The sequence below is a fragment of the Methylobacter sp. genome (genome assembly GCF_004322395.1).
In the GTDB taxonomy this organism is placed as follows: Bacteria; Pseudomonadota; Gammaproteobacteria; order Methylococcales; family Methylomonadaceae; genus Methylobacter_A.
This window is the reverse complement of record NZ_SCTW01000008.1, coordinates 121,400-140,542: the sequence shown is the minus strand read 5'-3', so window position 1 is coordinate 140,542 and position 19,143 is coordinate 121,400. Positions and strand designations below refer to the sequence as shown.

The following is a 19,143-nucleotide window of genomic DNA, read 5'->3' as shown; positions in this document are numbered from 1 at the left end:
TTTCCAGGTGATGTGATTCGCCTGGAAACTTCAACAAGCTTATAAACAGCTACAGGTCGGGCAGTTAGGATTTTTCCGCAGTTTCATCGTATTCCATTCCATTGTTAATCCATCCAGTAGCAATAACCGTCCGGTTAAAGTTTCTCCGATATTCATTATCAGCTTCATCGCCTCGAGTGCTTGAATGCTGCCGACTACGCCGGTAATAGGCGCTATAACTCCATTTGTAGCGCAATTTTGTAATTCTTCTCCATCACTGATGTACAGACAGTTGTAACATGGGCTGTTATTTTTGCCGGGCGTAAACACAGACACTTGGCCTTCAAAGCGAATCGCCGCTCCAGAAACCAGCGGCGTTTGCTGTTTGACGCAGGCGTTATTTATCGCAAAACGCGTTGAAAAATTATCGCTACAATCCAACACCACGTCCGCTTGCATCACCTCCAATTCAAGTTGTTGCCCTTCAAGCCTCTGCTTAACAGCTCTTATCTTTGTATCCGGATTTAGCTTATTAAGCGTTTGGCGGGTTGAAATTACTTTATCAGTCCCAATATCGAGGCTGTGATGAGCAATCTGTCTTTGTAAATTGGATAAGTCTACGACGTCATTATCATAAATAGCGATATTGCCGATACCAGCCGCAGCAAGATAAATAGATGCTGGGGAGCCGAGCCCCCCTGCGCCTATAATCAGCACGTTAGCGGCAAGGAGCTTTTGTTGTCCCTCAATATCGATTTGAGGAAGCATGATTTGACGGCTATAGCGTAGTAGTTGGTTGTCGTTCATAAGTCATGTTGCTGTATTGTGAAACAAGATAATGCCAAAGAACTTGACACACTGCAAAAGCTCATTATCATTAGCACTCATTGCTAGCGAGTGCTAATAACAAGATTTACCCTTTAATTTTAATGTTAGGAGATATTGATGAAAATACGTCCGTTACACGACAGAGTGATAGTCAAACGCGTCGAAGAAGAAACTACAACCCCTGGCGGTATCGTATTGCCTGGTTCTGCCGCCGAAAAACCAAGTCAAGGTGTGGTTCTGGCAGTAGGTAATGGCAAACAACTGGACAATGGCACAGTACGCGCTCTAGAAGTTAAAGTTGGCGACAAAGTACTGTTTGGCAAATACGCCGGTAACGAAGTTAAAGTTGACGGTGAAGAACTGATCGTTATGCGTGAAGAAGACATCATGGGCGTTTTAGGTTAAGCCTGAACGCGTTAATCACATTCACATACAAATAGACAAGGAATAAAAATGGCAGCAAAAGACGTATTATTTGGCGATGATGCTCGTGTCCGTATGGCGCGCGGTGTTAATATTTTAGCAAACGCAGTGAAAGTAACGTTAGGTCCTAAAGGCCGTAATGCGATTCTGGACAAAAGTTTCGGCGCTCCAACCATCACTAAAGACGGTGTATCGGTTGCAAAAGAAATCGAATTAAAAGACAAATTCGAAAACATGGGTGCACAGATGGTTAAAGAAGTGGCTTCGCACACTTCCGATGTGGCTGGTGACGGTACAACTACAGCAACTGTTTTGGCGCAGTCTATCGTTAACGAAGGTTTAAAAGCTGTTGCAGCGGGTATGAATCCGATGGATTTAAAACGCGGTATCGATTTGGCCGTATCTAAAGCTGTTGATGCGATTGTAGCTTCCGCTACGCCTTGCATCGATAACAAAGCGATTGCCCAAGTCGGCACCATCTCTGCAAATTCTGATGAGTCTGTCGGTAAAATCATTGCAGAAGCGATGGAAAAAGTCGGTAAAGAAGGCGTCATCACCGTTGAAGAAGGTTCCGGTTTGGAGAATCAGTTAGACGTTGTTGAAGGTATGCAGTTCGACCGCGGTTATTTGTCACCTTACTTCATCAATAAACAAGAAAACATGAGCGTCGAATTAGACGACCCAATGATTCTTATCTATGACAAGAAAATCTCCAATATTCGCGACATGCTTCCTGTTTTGGAAGGTGTTGCTAAAGCCGGTCGTCCTTTATTGATCGTTGCTGAAGATGTTGAAGGCGAAGCTCTGGCGACTTTGGTTGTTAACACTATTCGCGGTATCGTTAAGGTTGCTGCGGTTAAAGCACCTGGTTTCGGCGACCGTCGTAAAGCCATGTTGGAAGATATTGCTGTGCTGACCGGTGGTGTGGTTATCTCCGAAGAAGTCGGTTTGAGCTTAGAAAAAGCTGAATTGTCACAACTGGGTACAGCTAAAAAAGTACAAATCACCAAAGAAAATACCACTATCATTGATGGTGCGGGTTCAGAAGAACAAATCAAAGCTCGTGTTGCGCAAATTCGCGCACAAGCTGACGAAGCAACTTCCGACTATGACAAAGAAAAATTGCAAGAGCGTCTGGCTAAATTAGCAGGCGGTGTTGCTGTAATTAAAGTCGGCGCGGCAACTGAAATCGAAATGAAAGAAAAGAAAGCCCGCGTAGAAGATGCGTTGCATTCAACACGTGCAGCGGTTGAAGAAGGCGTTGTTGCCGGCGGTGGTTCTGCTCTGGTTCGCGCTATTTCCGCTCTTGATAAATTGGAAGGCGTTAACCACGACCAAACAGTTGGCATCAACATTCTGCGTCGTGCAATGGAAGAGCCTTTGCGTCAAATCGTTTCTAACGCTGGCGATGAGCCTTCAGTTGTTTTCAACGAAGTGCAAAAAGGTACAGGTAACTTCGGTTATAACGCGGCAACTAGTCAATACGGCGACATGATCGAAATGGGTATTTTGGATCCTGCTAAAGTAACTCGCACTGCACTGCAAAACGCAGCGTCTGTTGCAGGTTTGATGCTGACTACCGAAGTAATGATTGCCGATGCGCCTAGCGATGATAAAGGCGGTCATGGCGGCCATGATATGGGCGGTATGGGGGGCATGGGCGGCATGGGTGGTATGGGCGGCATGATGTAATCTTGCTGTCTTAAAGCTCTGTTGCTTTAAGTCTATGAAAGCCCCGGTTGTTTTTGAAACAGCCGGGGCTTTTTTTATTGTAGAAACTGATGCTCAGGGCGGTGTTATCAATTACTGAGGCACTTCGGCCTTAAAGCCGACGGCTCTAAACTAGAGCTTTAAAAAGCTGCCAATGCTGTGGGTTAATCACAGCTATCTTATCCAATATATTCAAATTTGCCGTCGAATAAAAGCTCAATTAAACTAGCCGGTACGGAGAATAATAATTAAACAAAAGGCGTGGACCGGTAATTCCGGAATAAAGAACACGCAACTTTTTCTGGATTTTATATTTAATTCAGTGTATCAGGTTCGCGTATGTAATATTTTTCATAAGGTATGCTTTTAAAGCATCATCCATAAGGAGAATAACCATGGCACAAAAAAAAGATTATTTAAAAGGTCAGTTTGGCAATGCTGTTACTGCCATTATCAAAGGTATCGATCGCGATGTGGAGCGAGGCGAAGATGCCCTGATGTTGGGGCTTGGCATCGTTATGTTGTCTTCCACTTTCGCTCCTGTAGCGCCACCGAGTGTCCTTCTGCCTCTGGTGGCGCTTACTTTCGCTATTTCTTCGGGTTTTGCAAGGATGAATTACCACAATATGGAGCGAAAGCTCATGGAGTCCATGGCACAGCTTGAGGGGCATGACAAAATTATCTTGCATCCGATTGCTGCTGTTTTTGCCGAGCATCCTATGCGCCCTTTAGCGGAGTCGTTTAATCCTTTAAAAAACTTAAAGCGAACATGGAAAAGTGCGTTGGGCGGAATTCTAATTAATCCGCTATGGATGCCCATTTTTTATGTGATGGGTATGCAAATTATTGAAGAGAAAAATCTTGGCATGTTAAATCGGGCCATTATCGGCGTTGAGCAGAAAATCGGTTCTCTGGTTTAACTGTGATTGTTTTGAGCAGCATCAATTAATAGTAGGCAAATAGAATTACTCAATCTGCGTGGTTCTACACCGGTGCTTAGGAAGTCACTGGATAACAACAATGAATAAGATAATTGATAATACACAAAATAGATTTAGAACAAAACTTGAGAGATTATTAGAGGGTTCAAATGTCGTTTTCAATGGAGATAATCCGTGGGATATAGATGTTTATAATTCGGACCTGTATGAAAGGATTCTTACTCAAGGATCACTTGGCTTGGGTGAAGCGTTCATGGATGGCTGGTGGGATTCAGTCCAGCTTGATGAGTTATTTAATAAACTCTGTTCCGCACAAATCAAAAGCCGGGTGATGCTTCATCCCCATGCGCTAAAGAATGGGCTTTGGGCATATTTTTCAAACCGACAAAGCAAAAATCGTACTTCCCATATAATCAAACACCACTATGACATCGGCAATGAGTTGTATCATGCAATGCTTGATACTCGATTGACCTATAGCTGCGGTTATTGGAAAAATGCAAAGTCGCTTGATGAAGCGCAAGAGCATAAGTTTGAGTTGATATGCAGAAAGTTGAATCTACAACCCGGCCAGCGAGTTCTTGATATTGGCTGTGGCTGGGGTAGTTTTATGAAATACGCAGTTGAGAAATATGAGGTTTCCTGCGTGGGAGTGACCCTGTCCAATGAACAGCTCGCTTTATGCAAGTCATTATGCGCCGATTTGCCGATAGAAATACGTTTTGCCGATTATCGGGAGCTTAATGAGACATTTGATCATATTGTTTCAATCGGCATGTTTGAGCATGTCGGCTATAAGAATTACAGGCAGTATATGCAGGTTGTGCGAAGATGTCTTAAGGATGATGGTTTGTTCCTGTTGCATACGATTGGAGGGAATAAATCAGTCATAACGGTTGATCCATGGATAGACAAGTACATATTTCCGGGAGGAGTGCTTCCTTCTATCAAGCAGATTTCAAAAGCTATTGAAGGAAAGTTTGTGGTGGAAGACTGGCATAGTTTTGGTGCCGATTACGACAAAACATTAATGTGCTGGTTCGAAAATGTGTCTAAAAATTGGGAATCTTTAGCGGATAACTATGACGACCGATTCTTCCGGATGTGGAAATACTATTTATTATCGTGTGCCGGTGCGTTTCGTGCGCGCGGTAATCAGCTGTGGCAGATTGTTTTATCTAAAAACGGTGTACAAGGAGGATATGTTTCGGTTCGCTGAAAGCTGGATTCGCTGTCAGAGAGTTACTAAAACGATGTTCTTTGTTGGCATGATATAGGCTGAATGATACGGACATTGTTCTTTTCCAGATATTACGCCATATCAGATGGTTCGAGTTTAAAAAATTGTTAATGACCCAAACCGCATAATCTCGTAAAATTACCCCAGTTTTGTTTTTTTACAACGGGATGAGTCCTCAAGGGTTCATCCCGTTTTGCACATTTGAGGTGACGTGTTTGGCTAGGTCTGCTTTATTGCTATTGGAAGATGGAACGGTTTTTAACGGTGTAGCCATAGGTGCAGATGGATGTTCCGTAGGCGAGGTTGTTTTTAATACGGCTATGACCGGGTATCAGGAAATTCTCAGCGATCCTTCTTACGCCCGGCAAATTGTGACATTAACTTATCCCCATATCGGCAATGTCGGGACAACCGACGAAGATGATGAGTCTACCGATGTCTTCGCCAGTGGTCTGGTTATTCGGGATTTGCCATTGCTGGCCAGTAACTGGCGCAGCAAAAAAACCTTGCAGCAATATCTGGTTGATAATAATGTCGTCGCCATTGCCGATGTTGATACCCGGAAATTAACCCGGCTTTTGCGCGATAAAGGTGCGCAACGCGGTTGTATTATGGCGGGAGAGTCGGTCGATATTGAGGTTGCGAAAAAAGCCATTGAAGGCTTTCCTGGCTTGAAAGGGATGGATCTTGCGAAGGAAGTCTCTGTTACCCGGCCTTATGAATGGACTGAAAATATCTGGCATTTGCAAAACGGACATACGCAAGTTGAACATTTGACTAAACATGTTGTGGCTTATGATTTTGGTGTTAAGCGCAACATTCTTAGATTATTAGCTAATCGCGGTTGCCGTGTTACCGTTGTTCCAGCGATAACGCCTGCTGAAACAGTATTGGCAATGAGTCCCGATGGGGTTTTCCTGTCTAATGGCCCCGGCGATCCTGAGCCTTGTACTTATGCTATTGAGGCGATTAAAACCATACTGGAAAAGAAAATTCCGGTATTCGGAATTTGTCTGGGACATCAGTTATTGGCTTTAGCCAGCGGCGCGAAAACCGAGAAAATGAAATTCGGCCATCATGGCGCGAATCATCCGGTTCAGGAAATAGCCACGGGCCGGGTCATGATCAGCAGTCAAAATCACGGCTTTGCGGTTAATGAAGATAGTCTGCCTGATAATTTAGTAGCGACTTATCGTTCATTATTTGACGGCAGCTTGCAGGGTATCAAGCGGACGGATTGTTCCGCTATAAGTTTCCAAGGTCATCCCGAAGCAAGTCCGGGACCTCATGATGTGGAGTCTTTATTCGATGATTTCATCGAGATGATGGAACAAGTAAACAAGTAATCAGCAGAGCAAATCAACAACATGCCAAAAAGAACCGACATAAAATCGATTTTATTACTGGGGGCGGGCCCCATTGTTATTGGTCAAGCCTGCGAGTTTGATTATTCCGGAACTCAAGCCTGTAAGGCCTTAAAAGAAGAAGGCTATCGCGTTATTCTGGTTAATTCCAATCCGGCCACGATTATGACCGATCCGGAGATGGCCGATGCGACTTATATCGAGCCTATCGATTGGCAGACAGTAGAAAAAATCATTGCAAAAGAACGCCCCGATGCGATATTGCCGACGATGGGTGGGCAAACTGCATTGAATTGCGCGCTGGATCTTGATGCTAACGGCGTTTTGGAAAAATACGGCGTTGAAATGATCGGCGCTACCAAAGAGGCGATTAACAAAGCCGAGGACCGCGAATTGTTCAATCAGGCGATGCGGAAAATCGGCTATGAAGTAGCAAAATCAAAAACCGCGCATTCTATGGAGGAAGCGCTGGCGGCGCAGCAGGAAGTGGGTTATCCGACCGTTATTCGCCCTTCGTTTACGATGGGCGGCAGCGGCGGCGGTATCGCTTATAACAAGGAAGAGTTTGTTGAGATTTGCGAGCGCGGCCTGTATTTGTCGCCAACCAACGAGTTATTGATTGAAGAATCGGTGCTGGGTTGGAAAGAATATGAAATGGAAGTGGTGCGCGATTCCAAAGACAACTGCATCATTGTCTGCTCGATTGAAAACTTCGACCCGATGGGCGTGCATACCGGCGATTCGATTACCGTGGCGCCGGCGCAAACATTGACCGATAAAGAATATCAAATATTGCGTAACGTCTCTTTAGCGGTATTACGCGAGATTGGCGTCGATACCGGCGGTTCTAACGTACAGGTCGCGATTAATCCGAAAGACGGCAGGCTGATCGTTATCGAGATGAACCCGCGCGTATCGCGCTCATCTGCGTTGGCTTCGAAAGCAACCGGTTTCCCGATTGCCAAAGTGGCGGCAAAGCTGGCGGTAGGTTATACGCTGGATGAATTGAAAAACGAGATTACCGGCGGCGCAACACCGGCGTCTTTTGAGCCGACGATTGATTATGTCGTCACCAAGGTTCCGCGGTTTACTTTTGAAAAGTTCCCGCAAGCCGATGACCGCTTAACCACGCAGATGAAGTCTGTCGGTGAGGTTATGGCTATCGGCCGTACTTTTCAGGAGTCGTTGCAAAAAGCTTTGCGTGGATTGGAAATCGGTATCAGCGGTCTTGATGAAATCATCGATTTGAATCGGGAAGATGCCCGGGAAAAAATGCAGCGTGAAATGCGCCATCCGGGACCTGATCGTTTGTTGTATGTCGGTGATGCGTTCCGTAGCGGCATGAGTCTGGAAGAAGTGCATGAGGCCAGTAAAATCGATCCATGGTTTTTAGCGCAGGTCGAAGATTTAATTTTGACTGAAAAAACATTATCGACTAAGACTTTGTCTACTCTGAAAGAAGGTGAACTTTATAGATTAAAGCGCAAAGGCTTTTCCGATTCCAGACTGGCAAAACTTCTGGATACATCTGAGTCCGAAGTGCGTAATGTGCGGCATAAACAGAATATTCGTCCGGTCTATAAACGTATAGATTCTTGTGCTGCCGAGTTTTCGTCCGATACTGCTTATCTGTATTCGACTTACGAACAAGAATGCGAAGCGCGGGTTTCCGATAGAGAAAAAATCATTATTCTCGGCGGCGGGCCAAACCGTATCGGACAAGGCATTGAGTTCGATTACTGCTGTGTACATGCAGCTCTGGCATTGCGCGAAGATGGCTATGAGACCATCATGATCAATTGCAATCCTGAAACGGTTTCTACCGATTTCGATACTTCGGATCGTTTGTATTTTGAGTCGTTAACGTTGGAAGATGTGTTGGAAATTGTGCATCTTGAACAGCCCAAAGGTGTGATTGTGCAGTATGGCGGTCAGACGCCGTTGAAGTTGGCGCGAGCATTGGAAGCAGCGGGTGTGCCGATTATCGGCACTTCACCGGATTCGATTGATTTGGCTGAAGACCGTGAGCGATTCCAAAAGTTATTGGAAAGATTGAATTTAAAGCAGCCACCCAATGCTACGGCCCGTTCTGTCGAGCAGGCGATTAATGCGGCAAGAGAGCTGGGTTATCCTTTAGTCGTTCGTCCTTCCTATGTGTTAGGCGGTCGGGCTATGGAAATCGTCTTTAACGAAGAGGGTTTGCAGCGTTATATGAAGGAAGCCGTCAGTGTTTCCAATGATTCGCCAGTATTACTGGATCGTTTCCTTGATGATGCTGTCGAAATGGATGTGGATGCCATTTATGATGGGCAACAGGTGTTAATCGGCGGTTTGATGGAGCATATCGAACAGGCCGGTGTGCATTCTGGAGACTCCGCGTGCTCGCTGCCTCCCTATGAATTAGCGCCGGACATTCAGAATAAATTGCGCGAACAAGTAACTAAAATGGCCGAAGCTCTGGGTGTTGTGGGTTTGATGAATACCCAGTTTGCTATTCAGGGTGCTGATATTTACGTGCTTGAGGTTAATCCAAGAGCTTCGCGTACTGCGCCTTTTGTATCCAAAGCAACCGGTTATGCACTGGCTAAAATTGCAGCCCGTTGCATGGTTGGGCAAACCTTGGCGCAACAAGGCATTACCAAAGAGCGCATTCCGGGTTATTATTCGGTTAAGGAAGCTGTGTTTCCGTTTGTTAAGTTTCCAGGGGTTGATCCTTTATTGGGGCCTGAAATGAAATCAACCGGTGAAGTCATGGGAGTAGGTAAAACTTTCGGTGAGGCCTTTGCTAAATCTCAACGCGCTGCCGGTGTCAACTTGAATCACAGCGGCAAAGTGCTGATCAGTATTCGTGATGCGGATAAAGCCAAGGCACCTGACATTGCCAGAATGCTGGTCGATAAAAAATACGAGATTGTCGCCACCGGCGGTACCGCAAAGTTTCTTAAAGACGCCGGTATTCCTTGCGAAGTGGTTTATAAGGTTAACGAAGGACGCCCTAATACGGTGGATATGATTAAAAATGACCAGGTTCAATTAATCATTAATACGACGGAAGGCACAAAAGCAATTTCGGATTCTTTTACCATGCGCCGGGAAGCACTGCAACACCGCGTGACGTATTACACGACAATGGCTGGCGCAAAAGCAGCTTGTTACGCGTTGGGTGAGTTGGATGCAGGTGATGTGAATTGCTTGCAGGATCTACATAAGAGTCTGACTTAATAAAAATACTGTGAGTGCAGGTGAACTTGCGCTCGCAGGCAAGAATTTAATGGAGTTTTAAAAATGAATAAAGTACCCCTCACCATTAAAGGTGCAGAAAAATTACGCGCCGAATTGGAAGAATTAAAGTCAGTTGTGCGCCCGCGTGTTATTGCATCGATTGCCACGGCCAGGGCGCATGGTGATTTGAAAGAAAATGCCGAATATCATGCTGCAAAAGAGCAACAAAGCTTTACCGAAGGGCGTATTTCTGAAATTGAAGCTAAACTCTCTAACGCGCAAATTATTGATATTACCAAGGTGGATGCCAATGGAAAAGTAGTGTTTGGTGCGACAGTGGAAATAGAAGATATTGAATCCGAGAAAAAGGTGACGTACCAGATTGTTGGCGAAGATGAGGCCAATATTAAGGAAGGTCGTATTTCAATCGGTTCGCCGATTGCCAGAGCCCTGATCGGCAAAGAGGTTGAAGATGTTGTGACGGTTAAGGCCCCGGGCGGCAATGTTGAATATGAAATTATTTCGATTGAATATATTTAGGCTAAAGGCTAAAGGGGATGTTTTGTGCCTTTCGCCTTTTGTCTTTGGTCTAGTCTATTTATCTGGGTTTAATCTGTAAATAACTGCAATTTGTCCAATACTCTGAATGAGCTCTGCTCCTGTGTCAGCACAGATTTTCTCGCTGATCTGCTTACGGTCTTCCCTTTCAGCGCGTATTCGCACTTTAATCAGTTCGTGGCTATCAAGAGCCGATTCAATCTCTGCCAGCACGGCTGCTGTAAATCCTGATTGACCAATCATAATAACGGGCTTTAAGCTGTGCGCCTCGGCCCGGAGTTTTTTCTTATCTGCAGAGTTCACTCTTTATTCCTAAATTAAAAGCTTTAATTTTACACTAAAATATAGTTATGGGACGAAGTAAAAGTAGCAGTCGTTGGATGCAGGAGCATTTTGATGACGAATACGTCAAAATGGCGCAGGCTCAGGGTTATCGGTCGCGCGCGGTTTTTAAGTTGAAAGAAATTCAGGATAAGGACCGGCTTATCAAACCGGGAATGAATATTATCGATTTGGGGGCCGCTCCCGGTGGATGGTCGCAATTCGCACGGCAGCTTCTCGGTAAAAAAGACAAGATTATTGCTTTGGATATTTTAGCGATGGATCCGTTGGAAGGCGTCGATTTTATACAGGGTGATTTTCGAGAGCAAGCCGTTCTGGATCAGCTGTATACTTTGCTTGGCGGTGCTCCGGTCAATTTGGTGATGTCGGATATGGCGCCAAACATGAGCGGCAGTAAGGGCGTAGATCAGCCGCGCGCTATATATTTGGGGGAGTTGGCTTTGGAAACGGCCAAGACCGTGTTGGCAGAAGACGGTGTTTTTCTGGTTAAATTATTTCACGGCGCTGGTTTTGAGGACTTTCAAAAAGAGGTTCAGCAATACTTTTCCAAAGTAGTTATAAGAAAACCAAAAGCGTCAAGGCCACGAAGTAATGAGGTTTATATTTTAGCTAAAGGCTTTAAATAGTCTTTTGGTGCCCTAATAATAAGAAATGAGGTGTCCGGGTATGATGAGGTCGTGTTTCATATGCTGGTGAATTTCAAGTAAATAACGACAGTCAGGAAAGTTAACTCCTGATATAATTACTCAGTCTTTAAATCGAGAGCCTATCGGGCCCGGGATGTGTAAATTGAACGATATGATAAAAAATATAATCCTATGGGTCGTCATTGCAGTTGTATTGATGTCCGTCTTTAATAATTTTGGCCCGCAAAATGACCGATCCGATTCGTCGATGTCTTATTCGCAATTTATCGAGTCAGTAAAAGCAGGCCAGGTTCAGCAGGTGATAATTGAAAACAATATCATCAAAGGCAAGATGCAGGGGGGGCAGATATTTAAAACTTATGCACCATCGGATCCCCATCTAGTAGATGATCTATTGGCAAACGGCGTTGAAATCAAGGCCGTTCCGCCAGAACAGCCTTCGATGTTGATGTCGCTACTGGTCTCTTTTGGACCAATGTTATTGCTTATTGCTGTGTGGGTATTCTTCATGCGGCAAATGCAGGGCGGCGCCGGTGGCGGTCGCGGCGCGATGAATTTTGGTAAAAGCAAAGCCCGCATGCTGGAAGAAGACCAGATTAAAGTGACTTTTGCTGACGTAGCAGGCTGCGATGAAGCTAAGGAAGAAGTCGTCGAAATGGTCGATTTCCTTAAAGATCCGGCGAAATATCAGAAATTGGGAGGTAAAATTCCTCGCGGCGCATTAATGATCGGCCCTCCTGGAACAGGCAAAACCTTGCTGGCCAGAGCTATTGCCGGTGAGGCTAAAGTGCCGTTCTTTACCATTTCCGGTTCGGACTTTGTTGAAATGTTTGTTGGCGTGGGTGCTTCCCGTGTACGTGACATGTTTGAGCAAGCTAAGAAACATGCGCCTTGCATTATCTTTATTGATGAAATCGATGCAGTTGGCCGTCAGCGTGGTGCCGGTTTGGGTGGTGGCAATGACGAACGCGAACAAACGCTAAACCAATTATTGGTTGAAATGGATGGTTTTGAAGGCAACGAAGGCATTATCGTCATTGCGGCAACAAATCGTCCCGATGTATTGGATAAAGCTTTATTGCGTCCAGGCCGGTTTGATCGTCAGGTAACGGTAGGTCTACCGGATGTCAGGGGGCGTGAACAGATTCTTGCCGTGCATGTTAAAAAAGTGCCGGTCGCAGACGATGTTGAAGTTAAGTACATAGCGCAAGGTACGCCAGGCTTTTCCGGTGCAGATTTGGCTAATTTAATTAATGAAGCCGCTTTATTCGCTGCCAGAATGAATAAGCATGTGGTTAATATGGCGGACTTGGAAAAAGCCAAGGACAAATTGATCATGGGGGTTGAAAGAACCTCTATGGTTATGAATGAGAAAGAAAAGAAAATGACTGCTTATCATGAAGCAGGGCATGCGATTGTTGGCAGGCTGGTTCCTGAGCATGATCCTGTTTACAAGGTTAGCATTATGCCTAGAGGCCGTGCGCTGGGTATTACGATGTTTTTACCTGAGCGAGACCAATACAGCGCCAGTAAGCAAAAGCTGGACAGCATGATTTCCAGTCTGTACGGCGGACGTATCGCCGAAGAAGTGGTTTTCGGTTCGGAACAGGTGAGCACCGGTGCATCGAACGATATTGAGCGGGCTACTGAGTTGGCTAGAAATATGGTGACTAAATGGGGCTTTTCTCAGCGTTTGGGGCCATTGTCATACAGCGAAGAGGAGGGCGAAGTCTTTCTGGGGCGTTCGGTGACGCAACACAAAACGGTTGCCGAAGAAACTTCCCATACCATTGATGAAGAAATACGTTCTTTTATTGATCGAAATTATGAACGTGCTGAAACGATCCTGAAAGAAAATATGGATATTCTGCATGCCATGGCGGATGCGCTGGTTAAGTACGAAACCATCGACAAGCATCAAATCGATGATTTGATGAATCGTAAGCCGGTCAGAGCCCCTCAAGGCTGGGATGACAAGCCGCCTTCTCATGGGGAAGTCATAACGAATGATGCTAAGAGCAAAAATAATATAAAAAATGAAAAGTCAATTGGCGGGGCTGCTGAGCAAAGCTGAAAACTTTTGAGCTGATATAAAAGGAGAGGCGTAACGCCTCTCCTTTTTTTGTATGTAGTTTAGATGTTTGTGTTTAGTCTTTTTACCTGTTTAGGTTTTGGAATCATGACAAAAAAATATTTTGGAACTGATGGCATCAGAGGTAGGGTGGGTGAATCTCCAATAACACCGGATTTTTTCTTGAAGCTGGGCTGGGCTGCCGGTCGGGTGTTTGCAAGCGAAGGGCATGGTTTTGTTCTGGTTGGTAAAGATACACGTATTTCAGGATATATGTTTGAGTCTGCATTGGAAGCAGGATTGACAGCTGCAGGGGTCGATACCCGCTTGTTAGGCCCTATGCCAACACCGGGCATAGCTTACTTAACACGAACTCTAAGAGCGCAAGCCGGTATTGTTATTAGTGCCTCACATAATCCGTATTATGACAATGGGATTAAGTTCTTCTCAGTGCAGGGAACGAAATTACCGGATGAAATAGAACAAAAAATTGAACGGTATATTGATTCGCCGATGACTACGGTAGAGTCGTCAAAATTGGGTAAGGCAAAACGGTTGGTAGATGCTGCCGGTCGCTATATTGAGTTTTGTAAAGCCAGCGTGCCGACTCGGCTTGATTTTAGCGGTATGAGGATCATAATCGATTGTGCTCATGGAGCAACTTATCATATAGCTTCGCATGTGTTTAGCGAGGTGGGTGCGGAAGTTGTTACGATAGGAGCGGAGCCGGACGGACTTAATATTAATGACGAATGCGGAGCAACCAAGCCGGAAAAGCTGGCTGCAACGGTTTTAGCATATCGTGCGGATTTTGGCATCGCTTTGGATGGCGATGGCGACCGATTGGTCATGGTTGACCATAAAGGTGAAATTGTAGATGGTGACGAGCTTATTTATATTATTGCCAAAGCGAGATTGGCGGCAGGACAGATGTCCGGGCCTGTTGTCGGTACCTTAATGACAAACCTGGGTATGGAGCATGGTTTGAAGAAGTTGGGGCTCAGTTTGCTTAGGGCGAATGTCGGAGATCGGTACGTCATGGAAATGTTGACAGAACACAAAGGGATTTTAGGTGGTGAAAATTCGGGTCATATTATCTGCCTTGATAGGACAACAACGGGAGATGGTATTATTGCCGCCTTGCAGATTATGGCGGAAATGCAAGATAGCGGTAAAAACTTGCATGAATTGAAATCCGGGATGCAAAAATATCCGCAAGTTTTGCTAAACGTCAAAACTAACAAGAAAATTAACCCGGATCAGGATGAAGTTATACAAAAGTCGGTGAAATCTGTAGAGAAAAAGTTAGGAGATAATGGGCGGGTATTACTCAGAGCTTCAGGAACAGAGCCGTTAATTCGTGTAATGGTTGAAGGGCAACAGGAAGATTTGGTTAAGAATTACGCGCAGCAAATAGCTGACGATGTTAAGAAAGCAATGGAAGCTTGAATTAGGGGCTATTAATATATATTATAGTTAGTTTGATTTTATATGAGGAGTGGTAATGCGTCGGTCTCTAGTTGTAGGAAATTGGAAGATGAATGGAACTCTTGCCAGTGCCGAGTTGCTTACAAAAGGCATCATTGCCGGGTTAGGGGATAATAATGCGGATATCGCGGTATGTGTCCCGTATGTGCATTTATCCAAAGTAAGTGAATTAGTAAGAAATACTGCATTGGCAGTGGGTGCACAAAACGTTGCAGATAAACCTTCAGGCGCTTTTACCGGAGAAATTTCAGCGGCGATGCTAACTGAATTCAATTGCAAGTATGCTCTGGTAGGGCACTCTGAGAGACGCAGTTATTACGGTGATACTGATGAATCGGTAGCGGCCCGTTTTTGTCAAGCGCAAGAACAAAACATTATTCCCATTCTATGTGTAGGTGAAACTCTGGAGCAACGCGAGCAAGACCAGACTTTTGCAGTGATTGATACTCAGCTTGATGCTGTTATTAATTTGGCCGGTATAGCTGCTTTTAGTGCAGCAGTCATCGCCTATGAGCCGGTTTGGGCCATAGGGACAGGAAAAACAGCAACTGACGAGCAAGCTCAGGAAGTTCATAGGTACATAAGACAGTACATTGCTGCTAAAGATCAGGTTATTGCCGATAAAATACAAATTTTATACGGCGGCAGTGCCAAGCCTGATAATGCAAAAGGCTTGTTTGCCATGCCGGATATTGACGGCGGTTTAATTGGTGGGGCTTCGTTGGATGCGGAATCCTTTTTAAAGATTTATCATTCAATTTAGAGTAATTTAAACTTTATTATGTATCAGGTAATTATCGTTATTCATGTGTTGTTGGGTTTAGGGGTTGTTGGATTAGTATTAATGCAGCAAGGCAAAGGAGCTGATGCGGGCGCGGCTTTTGGCACGGGTTCTTCAGGTTCTGTTTTTGGTGCTCAAGGTGCAGCATCATTTTTGTCTCGATCTACAGCAATTCTTGCGACTTTGTTTTTTATGACCAGCTTGGGTCTTGCAGTGTTAAACAGTAAGCAGGGTGCAGCTTACGATTTAATGAGCGCTCCTAAGGCTAATCAGGATACGCAAGGTATCCCTGATGTAGGTGGCGCAAAAGGTGCAGGTAGCGCCTCTCAAATACCCGACTCTAAATCTGAAGAGCTGCCTGTTACCGTTCCTGCGACCCCCGGAACTGGCCAGCCAGCTGAAAAGAAGTAATAAATGCTGTTTTTCACACAGATAAATACGCTGTAGAAAATAATTAAAGACAGTGTCCAATAAACAGTATTTTACGATAAAGTTTTAGCCGATGTGGTGAAATTGGTAGACACGCCATCTTGAGGGGGTGGTAACGAAAGTTGTGCCGGTTCAAATCCGGCCATCGGCACCAAATATACCCTACTAGGGGTTCTCCCTAGTAGGGTGTTTTTTTGTTTGCTGCAGTGAAAATTTAGAAATTAAAGGCGCTTCTAAAAATTGCTTTTTGAAAATTCGCTTTCTTGTAAAATCGATGACTTACATAGAGCAATATGTCGAACCTTTGAATTATTAGAGATCCCTTTAAGTTTCTAAATTAGAAGTGTGATACAGCAAAATAATTAGACTATACTTAATTGAACTAGGGACGCTGTAATATTCGCACAGGGTTTACTTTGAAAATTAAAGATTAATGGAGAGAACAATGGCAAGTATTCTTGCAGTTGACGATTCGGCCTCAATGAGAAAAATGGTTTCATTTACTTTGAGAGCTGCTGGATACGATGTTGAAGAAGCGGTGGATGGAGTTGATGCTTTAGAAAAAGCGCAGGCTAGGAAATTTGATTGCGTGGTGACGGATGTCAATATGCCAAACAAGGACGGAATTACTTTAATTAGAGATTTACGAGCACTCCCTGACTATAAGTTTATTCCCATGCTAATGCTGACGACTGAGTCAGGGATCGAAAAAAAGCAAGAAGGTAAAGCTGCTGGCGCAACAGGGTGGATGGTTAAACCTTTTAATCCTGATCAATTATTAAAAACATTATTAAAAGTTTTGGGTTAGTGGAATTCTATCTTGCCTAGGTGTGCTGCGCATGCAGGAAAGTCCTCTCCTATTGATTGTTCCAGTTCTTGTGGGCTTTATGAATGTTCAGATGAATGATGTGGTGTTTATCCGGACAGGGATCAATAAAGAAGGTTTTTGAGTTAATGTTAATCTAGTTTAAATGAATTTAGGCGCATACAGGTAAGTCTATGTCTATTGATATGTCACAATTCCATCAGGTCTTTTTTGAAGAGTGTTTCGAAGGCTTGGAGGCAATGGAGTCAGGATTGTTAACTCTCGATATGGGGGATATTGATTCGGAAATAATCAATACTATTTTCAGGGGGGCGCATTCGATAAAAGGAGGTAGTGGAACCTTTGGTTTCACCGTCGTTGCTGAATATACTCATATTATGGAAACCCTGCTTGATGAAATGCGGGATGGACGAAGGAAAGTGACTCAGCCCGCAGTAGACGTTTTGCTTGGATCGGTTGACTGTCTCAGAGAGATGCTGACTGCGATACAGAATGAACAGGATGTTAATAATGCAAGCGTAGCAAAGCATAAAGCAGCGTTGGAAGTTGTGCTTAATGGCGGTTCGGTAACAGCAGAAGCAGTTTCTCCAGTTGAACAGGAGTTAACAAGTGAAGTAGTGGCCGCGGTCAATGTTGTTTCTGACGTTGTTGAAGAAAAATCAGTTGAATTAGAAGAGCAGGGCTGGAAAATAGCTTTTTGCCCTTATTTGGATTTACTTAAAACCGGTAATGATCCGGTCAGATTATTTCGAGAATTAAATGAGCTGGGTGAATTAACAACTGTTGCTAATATTCAGGATGTTCCGGCTTTCTATGAATTAGATCCAGAGGAATGCAATATTTCTTGGGATTTAAAAGTGATGGGAGATATTTCCGATGGTGAAATCAGGGAAATATTTAATTGGGTTGAAGGCGACTGTGAAATGGAAATTCAGCCGCTTGTTAAGGCCGTAAAACCAGTCCCCGTTACAAAAAAAATGGATCCAGAACCTGTAGCAGTAGCCACATCAAATAATTTCTCTCCAAAACCCGTTGAGGTTAAATCTAAAGTGGTTACAGAAACCAAAAAAGCTGAACCTCAAGATTCTGACAATGACGCCTCAAAAACTACCGCAAAAGCCAGTTCGATTCGGGTAGATACTGATAAAATCGATACGTTAATCAATATGGTTGGCGAGGTTGTGATTACACAATCCATGTTGGGTTTAGTCGGTGAAAACTTTAGCATGGATAAGGTCGGCCAACTTAAAAGAGGACTCGCGCAGTTAGAGCGGCATACTCGGGATTTACAACAAAGCGTCATGAATATTCGGATGCTGCCTATTAGTTTTGTTTTTAGTCGTTTTCCGCGATTAGTCCATGATATCAGTAGTAAATTAGATAAAAAAATTGCACTGAAACTTGTCGGTGAAAATACCGAAGTTGATAAAGCCGTCGTTGAGCTGATCAACGATCCGTTGGTTCATTTAATTAGAAATAGTCTCGACCATGGTATAGAGATGCCAGCGGATAGAGTTGCAGCAGGCAAGCCGGAAACAGGAACCATAGAATTAAAAGCATATCATCGCGGCGGTCATATAGTTATAGAAATTATTGATGATGGTCGTGGATTAGATAAAGATAAGCTGTTATCAAAGGCCATAGAAAAAGGATTGATTGAAGAAAATAACCTTCTTACCGAAAAACAGATATTTGAACTAATCTTTATGCCGGGTTTTTCTACAGCTGAGCAGCTTACCGACATTTCCGGCCGTGGTGTAGGTATGGATGTTGTTAGAAGGAACATTCAATCTTTGGGAGGTAACATAGAAATTATTTCTGAGCTGGGTAAGGGAACAACTATTGCAATCCATTTGCCGTTAACCTTGGCGATCCTTGATGGCCAATCTGTTGCGGTAGGGGATGAAACTTACATTGTGCCGTTAGTTTCTATTATAGAATCAATTAACATCACTGAAAGAATGCTGAATAAAGTGGCAGGCAAAGGGGAAACTTTCCGCCTACGCAATGAATATTTACCTGTCATCAGAATGCGCAGTATTTTTAATGTTCATTCGGGCAATCCGACAAAATCAAAAGAGGGCGTTCTTGTGGTCGTCGAAGGACAGGGTGAGCTGTGTTGTTTGCTCGTAGATGAGCTATTGGGTCAACAACAAGTTGTTATTAAATCATTGGAAGCAAATTATCGACGGGTAGAAGGTGTTTCAGGTGCAACTATATTAGGAGATGGTTCTGTTGCGCTGATTCTTGATGTTCCGGGTTTGGTGCGTTTTTCAATTCGATAATACAAATAT

At 44.2% G+C, this 19,143-nt stretch carries 16 protein-coding genes and 1 tRNA gene; 15 read left to right on the top strand and 2 right to left on the bottom strand.

Annotated elements, in window-relative coordinates; genetic code table 11:
• Nucleotides 1-39: 39 nt before the first annotated feature.
• Nucleotides 40-786 carry a HesA/MoeB/ThiF family protein gene (locus tag EPO18_RS01275; protein WP_292429398.1) on the bottom strand — a complete coding sequence of 249 codons (747 nt, stop codon included), beginning with the start codon at nucleotides 784-786 and terminating at the stop codon, nucleotides 40-42.
• A gap of 138 nt (nucleotides 787-924) precedes the next feature.
• On the opposite strand from EPO18_RS01275, the gene EPO18_RS01270 reads away from it, so the two are divergent.
• The 7 genes from EPO18_RS01270 (at nucleotide 925) to greA (ending at nucleotide 10,247) form a co-directional block, all read left to right on the top strand.
• Nucleotides 925-1,212, top strand: coding sequence for a co-chaperone GroES (locus EPO18_RS01270; RefSeq protein WP_292429395.1), 288 nt, complete (start codon nucleotides 925-927; stop codon nucleotides 1,210-1,212).
• Between the two features lie 48 nt (nucleotides 1,213-1,260).
• The gene (gene groL, locus EPO18_RS01265) at nucleotides 1,261-2,922 is read left to right on the top strand and encodes a chaperonin GroEL (RefSeq protein WP_292429392.1); all 1,662 of its coding nucleotides are present in this window, start codon (nucleotides 1,261-1,263) and stop codon (nucleotides 2,920-2,922) included.
• A gap of 413 nt (nucleotides 2,923-3,335) precedes the next feature.
• The gene (locus EPO18_RS01260; RefSeq protein WP_292429389.1) at nucleotides 3,336-3,860 is read left to right on the top strand and encodes a hypothetical protein; all 525 of its coding nucleotides are present in this window, start codon (nucleotides 3,336-3,338) and stop codon (nucleotides 3,858-3,860) included.
• Nucleotides 3,861-3,960: 100 nt separating this feature from the next.
• Nucleotides 3,961-5,100 (top strand): cyclopropane fatty acyl phospholipid synthase, encoded by a 1,140-nt coding sequence (gene cfa, locus EPO18_RS01255; RefSeq protein ID WP_292429387.1) that lies wholly within the window; start codon nucleotides 3,961-3,963, stop codon nucleotides 5,098-5,100.
• 236 nt (nucleotides 5,101-5,336) lie between these two features.
• Entirely contained in the window at nucleotides 5,337-6,467 is a 1,131-nt protein-coding gene (gene carA, locus EPO18_RS01250) for a glutamine-hydrolyzing carbamoyl-phosphate synthase small subunit (RefSeq protein ID WP_292429385.1), read from the top strand.
• Nucleotides 6,468-6,488: 21 nt separating this feature from the next.
• Nucleotides 6,489-9,707, top strand: coding sequence for a carbamoyl-phosphate synthase large subunit (gene carB, locus EPO18_RS01245; protein WP_292429383.1), 3,219 nt, complete (start codon nucleotides 6,489-6,491; stop codon nucleotides 9,705-9,707).
• A 63-nt stretch (nucleotides 9,708-9,770) separates the two neighbouring features.
• Complete coding sequence (gene greA, locus EPO18_RS01240) at nucleotides 9,771-10,247, top strand: transcription elongation factor GreA (protein ID WP_292429380.1); 477 nt, start codon at nucleotides 9,771-9,773, stop codon at nucleotides 10,245-10,247.
• Between the two features lie 54 nt (nucleotides 10,248-10,301).
• Here greA and yhbY read toward each other — a convergent pair whose 3' ends face one another.
• Nucleotides 10,302-10,568, bottom strand: a complete 267-nt coding sequence (gene yhbY / locus EPO18_RS01235) for a ribosome assembly RNA-binding protein YhbY (RefSeq protein WP_292429378.1) — start codon at nucleotides 10,566-10,568, stop codon at nucleotides 10,302-10,304.
• Nucleotides 10,569-10,615: 47 nt separating this feature from the next.
• Here yhbY and rlmE point away from each other — a divergent pair, with 47 nt between their 5' ends.
• From rlmE to EPO18_RS01195, 8 genes are all read left to right on the top strand, one after another.
• Nucleotides 10,616-11,233 carry a 23S rRNA (uridine(2552)-2'-O)-methyltransferase RlmE gene (gene rlmE / locus EPO18_RS01230; RefSeq protein ID WP_292429375.1) on the top strand — a complete coding sequence of 206 codons (618 nt, stop codon included), beginning with the start codon at nucleotides 10,616-10,618 and terminating at the stop codon, nucleotides 11,231-11,233.
• A gap of 172 nt (nucleotides 11,234-11,405) precedes the next feature.
• On the top strand, nucleotides 11,406-13,328 hold the full coding sequence (ftsH, locus tag EPO18_RS01225) for an ATP-dependent zinc metalloprotease FtsH (protein WP_292429372.1): 1,923 nt from the start codon (nucleotides 11,406-11,408) through the stop codon (nucleotides 13,326-13,328).
• 105 nt (nucleotides 13,329-13,433) lie between these two features.
• The gene (gene glmM, locus EPO18_RS01220) at nucleotides 13,434-14,774 is read left to right on the top strand and encodes a phosphoglucosamine mutase (protein ID WP_292429370.1); all 1,341 of its coding nucleotides are present in this window, start codon (nucleotides 13,434-13,436) and stop codon (nucleotides 14,772-14,774) included.
• A 55-nt stretch (nucleotides 14,775-14,829) separates the two neighbouring features.
• On the top strand, nucleotides 14,830-15,576 hold the full coding sequence (gene tpiA, locus EPO18_RS01215; protein ID WP_292429367.1) for a triose-phosphate isomerase: 747 nt from the start codon (nucleotides 14,830-14,832) through the stop codon (nucleotides 15,574-15,576).
• Between the two features lie 18 nt (nucleotides 15,577-15,594).
• A complete protein-coding gene (gene secG, locus EPO18_RS01210; protein WP_292429364.1) occupies nucleotides 15,595-16,005 on the top strand; it encodes a preprotein translocase subunit SecG in 411 nt (136 codons plus the stop codon).
• Between the two features lie 87 nt (nucleotides 16,006-16,092).
• A tRNA-Leu gene (locus EPO18_RS01205) sits at nucleotides 16,093-16,177 on the top strand.
• Between the two features lie 291 nt (nucleotides 16,178-16,468).
• Nucleotides 16,469-16,831 carry a response regulator gene (locus EPO18_RS01200; protein ID WP_006892323.1) on the top strand — a complete coding sequence of 121 codons (363 nt, stop codon included), beginning with the start codon at nucleotides 16,469-16,471 and terminating at the stop codon, nucleotides 16,829-16,831.
• A 191-nt stretch (nucleotides 16,832-17,022) separates the two neighbouring features.
• Entirely contained in the window at nucleotides 17,023-19,134 is a 2,112-nt protein-coding gene (locus EPO18_RS01195) for a chemotaxis protein CheA (RefSeq protein ID WP_292429358.1), read from the top strand.
• Nucleotides 19,135-19,143 lie beyond the last annotated feature (9 nt).